The organism is Nostoc cf. edaphicum LEGE 07299 (assembly GCF_015207245.1).
Taxonomy (GTDB): Bacteria; Cyanobacteriota; Cyanobacteriia; order Cyanobacteriales; family Nostocaceae; genus Nostoc; species Nostoc edaphicum_B.
Genome location: NZ_JADEXF010000333.1, coordinates 1 through 5,273, shown reverse-complemented (window position 1 = coordinate 5,273; position 5,273 = coordinate 1). Strand labels below are relative to the sequence as shown.

The following is a 5,273-nucleotide window of genomic DNA, read 5'->3' as shown; positions in this document are numbered from 1 at the left end:
GGCTATGACCTGCCATTACTAACCCGCTAGCAGTATTTTGCACAAATATGTTATCTAAAATTGCGGGTTTGGCAGTACCAGTGGTAAACACACCTTCCCGCCCACAGTTACTCAGAGTATTGTTACTTAAAGTAGGTGCAGCCGATTCAATCCAGATACCAGTACCTCTGGCTGAGGGATTGGTGACAGTTACACCTAAAAGACTGGCATTATCTACCAAGAGTAGCGTAATATTTTGTATACCAAAACTGGGACTTTGATACTCACCACTCCCGGAAATTACAATTCCTGCACCTTTGTTAGCTTCATTACCCACCACTGTCACCCCTCCAGAGAGGAGCAGTGGAAACACCTCACCACTAGCGGCGTTGTAAGTCCCGGACTCCAGATGAATTATCGTCGGGATTTTGGTTACTTTTAAAGCACGGGTGAGGCTTCTAAATGGACTCAACCGTGAACCAGTATTGCTATCATTCCCTGTCATAGGGTTGACATAGAGTGTGACGACGAGGGTAGAGTTCACCATTGATAGTTGAGAGTCAATTGTTTTAATTATGACAATCGTAAATAACACTACTTGTAGCAAACTTTTTCAGGGTAACTGAAAGTTTAGGGTTCAAAACCCTTCATTTGGATGCTATGCATTATAAACATCTTTCTTAACAGAAAGTTTGACAAAAGAAAGCAGTTATGTAGTGGAGTAGAGAGGTAAAAAATCATGATTGACTCTAGAAAATAGCTGACTAAAATCAACAAAGACGCAAAAAATATCATTTTCTCATGATTGAGAGTAGATGAAAGTCTAATGATCACAAATACAAGAGTGAAAAGATTAAACAAACTGACTCAAGAATGGGATGATAATGAACGATTGAGAGACTGACAAACTTCCCAACCTTGAACGAGATCATGTAATCGAGTCAAGCCACGCCAGAGAACTTTCACGCCAGGAGAGCCATCACCTTTACGACCTAAAAACCCACCAAGTCGAGCAATCCAATTCACAACATCAGCCAGATTAGGTGGTGCTTTGTAAGGATAAAGTTGGTGATGTAAGGTGGCATAGAGGACTTGCCACTCGTGCGGTTCTAGAACCTGTTCACAACTAGCATCAGGTTGACAACGAGCTAAATAAGTGAGCCACAATAAACGCCAAGCAACGATGCTATAGGTGGCCAAAGCCATCTCGCTCCTGTGGGCGGTTTCGAGCTGTAACTTCTCAATTCCACAACCACTTTTTAAAATATAATGATAACGTTCAATCAACCAGCGATAACTGTACCATTGCACATACTGCAAGACATCTTGAAGACTGCTAATTTCTAAGGTAGTTAATAGTAACCAACTAATTGGCTCAATCTCTGGTGTCGGGTCAACTTCTGTGACTAAAATTGCCTGTAATGTTATGGGAGCTAGTTGTTCAGTTTTGGGGCGATTTTGTGGTGGTGCAATGGTAATTGTGCAATAACGCAGAGTTAGGGTAGCAGTTCTGGCTGGTCGAGTGGGATTGCGTTTGACCGTCAGCATCGTTGTCCCAACTGGCTCAACAGACTCCAATGTTGACCATAAATGCTCTTCACTCTCAGCCAAACAGCGATTTTGTGTGGCGCGAATCAGAAAATCTGAACCAGGACGACGCGGACAACCAAATAAGTCATAAATATCGGCTTCTCTGTCAGCAATTGTCACTACTTGCACTGTCGCAGGAATGATTGATTCGGTGGTTTTCAACCCATCCAACCATCTTTGGCTTTCTTTTTGCGTGGTCGATTTTTGTTTTCTGTGTTCGGCTTTTCCTAATTCTTCTTCCTTTCTTGACCACACTTGTTGCTCAATGATACCTAATGGTATTCCCTGTGCTGAGGCTGTGAAGACTGAGTGGACTTTTAATCCTTGGGCATATTTACTATCGAGATATCCTTTTCCCGACAAGGCTTTGTGACTGGTGTAGTTCAGTTCTGTAGTGTCTTGTATTGCCAACACTACCTCATGCTTGGTGATTCGCTCTACTGTCGCATCAATATGTCCCTGCCTAATCATCGATGGTTTGATGTATGGTGAATCCCAAAAATCATAGGTGGCTTTTGTTTGCGCCCATGTCCCACTCGCTTGTGGAATACTCGATTCTGGTTTGGCACTTAAATTTTCCACTATTTTCATCAACCGTTTGGTTCTTCTGCTGTCACCTAATTCTGTCCTTTCTAGCTCTTGTGTAATCCATTGTTCCATTGCTGACTTTGATCTGCTGTTGTCCCTTTTTTTACCAAAACCATATTTTTTCTCTTCTGTCAATTTCTCTGTTAAGAAAGATGTTTATAATGCATAGCTCTGGGAGAGGGGGGTGATTCAAGGATTTTTGCAAGAGGTCTAATGCAAGCCGACGCATTAACAATACAAGCCGATGTATTAACAATGCAGCCGCCGCATTAACAATGCAAGCCGCCGCATTAACAATGCAAGCCGACGCATTAACAATGCAAGCCGACGCATTAACAATGCAAGCCGCCGCATTAACAATGCAAGCCAATGCATTAACAGTGCAAGCCGCCGCATTAACAATGCAAGCCAATGCATTAGCATTGTAGGGTATGGTCAAATTTAATTTGCGATGAATTAATGAAATACTGTACTAAGTGTTGACGTTCGGTCTTAAACCCTTAAATCTACTAGAAAAATTGCGATTTTTCTATGGTTTATTGAAACATACAAATTAAAGTAATATAGCAACGGTGGTATCAGTGCATCCAAATGATACCGTAATTTTGTCTAGATATAGAATTCTATCGCCTAGCTGACGGTAGATTATTTCTAAAAGGAGTTTGCTGCAATGTCCACAACACCAACTACTCGATTAATTTTAGAAACTTTACTCCCCCATCTCAAAGTAGCAGCAGCCTATGCCCATTTTCTACAACCAAAAATTGCTGCACTTCCTGCCAAAGAACAAGGAAACAACTTTTTTAGTGCCGCCCTTACTGACGCAGATGTCGCTATTCAAAATTTAGTAGAAGTAGTATTACTAGGAACTTTCCCAGATATTCGCTTTTATGGTGAAGAATATGAAAGTTCTAACAACACCAAGTATTTTCGCGCTACCGAACTCGGTTCAGAAGGTGATTACTTAGTAACACTTGATCCGATTGATGGCACGAAGTTTTATATGGATGGACATTCTAATTACCAAATTATTCTCAGTATTCTAAATGCGGATGACTTTGAAGCAGTAATTGCGATTTCTCCTGCCCAAAACATTTATTTTTACGCCCTTCGAGGCGAAGGTGCTTTTAAAGGGACGCTGGAGATGAACTTAGAAGCCTGTGCCCCGTTAGATATAACATCCGCCAAACCTTCTATTTTATTAGGATGGGGAATGAATTCCATCGCACATTTATTAAAAGATCGATATAAAGTCATTGATATAGCGGCTGATTACTCTAGTGATATTCAAATTCCCAATCTTAATGGTATTCTCAGTGGCGACTTGAGTGGGGCAGTTATCAAATCGGGCAAATTTCTTGATAGTGCTGCACTCGCTTTTATTGCAAAAGAGGCTGGCTGGATTGTAACTACTCTGGACGGTTCGACTTTACCGCCACTGCATACTTGTCAAAACTATAGTATGCCTGGATTGCTCGTAACTGCTTCAAAATCTGTTCATCAAGACTTATTAGAAGCGATGCAAAGCTTTAGGAGTGCTGAGTTATGAGTGCTGAGTTATGAGTGCTGAGTGCTGAGTTATGAGTAATGAGTGCTGAGTTATGAGTAGTAGTTGTGAATCTTCCTACTCTAAGCTGGAGAACTCACTACTGGGAACTGAATTGGATACCGTTTTCCACAAATCATATTTTTTGGCTAAATGAAAATCTGTATTGTTGGCGCGGGTGCGATTGGTGGATATTTAGGGGCGAAATTGGCATTGGCAGGTGAAGCGGTGACATTAATCGCGCGTGGTTTTCATTTGGAGGCAATTCAAAAAAAGGGGCTGAAGTTGCTTATGGCAGATGGTTATAGCCAAATTGCTACTCCATTTCTGGCAACTAGCGATATTCAAGAAGCGGGGACACAGGATGTAGTAATTTTAACTGTGAAGGCTCACAGTGTTCCCGCGATCGCACCTTTTCTCCCTGCACTCTACAATCTACATACTATGGTGGTGACAGCCCAAAATGGCGTTCCTTGGTGGTACTTTCGCAAGCATGGCGGTGTAGCGTTTAATCCCATCAGTGCCTTAACTGGTGCGACTCTAGAGGATATTTGCCGCTATCCCCTCACCCGCGAACTAGCGCGACAAATGATGACAGAAACTCAAGCGATCGCAGAAAATTTAGGTATCAAGTTTGGCATCACTTTGGAACAGCGAATTAATGGCGCAGAAAATGTTGGTTCCCATAAAACTTCAATGCTACAAGATATTGAAGCCGGACGCGCTACGGAGATAGATGCTATTGTTGGCGCGGTGGCAGAATTGGGAAAACTTACTCAAATTCCCACACCTTATATTGATGCTATTTATGCCAGCGTCAAGCTACTGGAGGCAACAAAAGTGAGAATTTGACGAACCACAGAGACGCAGAGAACAGAGAGAGATGATAAATAGAGAGGATTTTTGCGTTAGTTGTGGGATTTTTTTATTTGGAATTCTCTTAAGGTGCGGAATGTAAATTATAGAATTATCAAGTTCATGAAGAAAAAGAAAGTATGGCTATTAACAATACTGGTTGTAGCGGTAGTAGGAATTAGCATTATTACAGGACATAATAATCCTCTAAAAGCTGCTTCACCTTTAGGGAAAGACACGCTAACGATGATTACTTCGCCAGATTATCCCCCTTATGAGTTTTATGATACGAAAGGAGGCGATCGCCAAATCGTTGGCTTTGATATAGATATTGCCAAAACCCTGGCTGAAAAACTAGGGTTTAAACTTCAAATAATGGAATCCGATTTTAATGGATTAATCCCTGCACTTCAAGCAAATCGCGCTGATTTTGTCATGGCTGGGATGACTCCGACTCCAGAACGTCAGAAAAATATTGATTTTTCAATTATTTATTACGAAGCCAAAGATACCATTGTCGCTCCCAAAGGTAGCAATCTGAAACAGGCTCAAGACTTATCAGGAAAAAAGCTTGGGGTACAACTAGGAACCATACAAGAACAAAATGCTCAGAAAATTGCTAAAAAAGTTGCGGGTATTCAGCTAAAGCAACTCAACAGAGTGCCGGAAGTAGTTCAAGAAATCAAATCTGGGCGAATTGATGCAGCAATTGTTG

At 41.5% G+C, this 5,273-nt stretch carries 6 protein-coding genes; 4 read left to right on the top strand and 2 right to left on the bottom strand.

Features of this window, described 5'->3' with window-relative positions:
- Positions 1-526: DUF1565 domain-containing protein (locus IQ229_RS11885; protein WP_194043923.1), on the bottom strand; the 526-nt coding region annotated here is incomplete at its 3' end.
- 320 nt (positions 527-846) lie between these two features.
- Complete coding sequence (locus tag IQ229_RS11880) at positions 847-2,229, bottom strand: IS4 family transposase (protein ID WP_194043921.1); 1,383 nt, start codon at positions 2,227-2,229, stop codon at positions 847-849.
- A gap of 203 nt (positions 2,230-2,432) precedes the next feature.
- On the opposite strand from IQ229_RS11880, the gene IQ229_RS11875 reads away from it, so the two are divergent.
- The 4 genes from IQ229_RS11875 to IQ229_RS11860 all read left to right on the top strand — a co-directional run.
- Positions 2,433-2,585 carry a hypothetical protein gene (locus tag IQ229_RS11875; RefSeq protein WP_194043925.1) on the top strand — a complete coding sequence of 51 codons (153 nt, stop codon included), beginning with the start codon at positions 2,433-2,435 and terminating at the stop codon, positions 2,583-2,585.
- 242 nt (positions 2,586-2,827) lie between these two features.
- Complete coding sequence (locus tag IQ229_RS11870; RefSeq protein ID WP_194043919.1) at positions 2,828-3,706, top strand: inositol monophosphatase family protein; 879 nt, start codon at positions 2,828-2,830, stop codon at positions 3,704-3,706.
- A 150-nt stretch (positions 3,707-3,856) separates the two neighbouring features.
- The gene (locus tag IQ229_RS11865; RefSeq protein ID WP_194043918.1) at positions 3,857-4,555 is read left to right on the top strand and encodes a 2-dehydropantoate 2-reductase; all 699 of its coding nucleotides are present in this window, start codon (positions 3,857-3,859) and stop codon (positions 4,553-4,555) included.
- A 126-nt stretch (positions 4,556-4,681) separates the two neighbouring features.
- Positions 4,682-5,273 (top strand): transporter substrate-binding domain-containing protein (locus tag IQ229_RS11860; RefSeq protein WP_194043916.1); only part of this gene is annotated, 592 nt, incomplete at its 3' end.

Bases quoted from the DNA above. Each gene is read 5' to 3' on its own strand.
- IQ229_RS11875 (WP_194043925.1), top strand. From the start codon at position 2,433: ATGCAAGCCGCCGCATTAACAATGCAAGCCGACGCATTAACAATGCAA.
- IQ229_RS11880 (WP_194043921.1), bottom strand. From the start codon at position 2,229: ATGGAACAATGGATTACACAAGAGCTAGAAAGGACAGAATTAGGTGAC.
- IQ229_RS11870 (WP_194043919.1), top strand. From the start codon at position 2,828: ATGTCCACAACACCAACTACTCGATTAATTTTAGAAACTTTACTCCCC.
- IQ229_RS11865 (WP_194043918.1), top strand. From the start codon at position 3,857: ATGAAAATCTGTATTGTTGGCGCGGGTGCGATTGGTGGATATTTAGGG.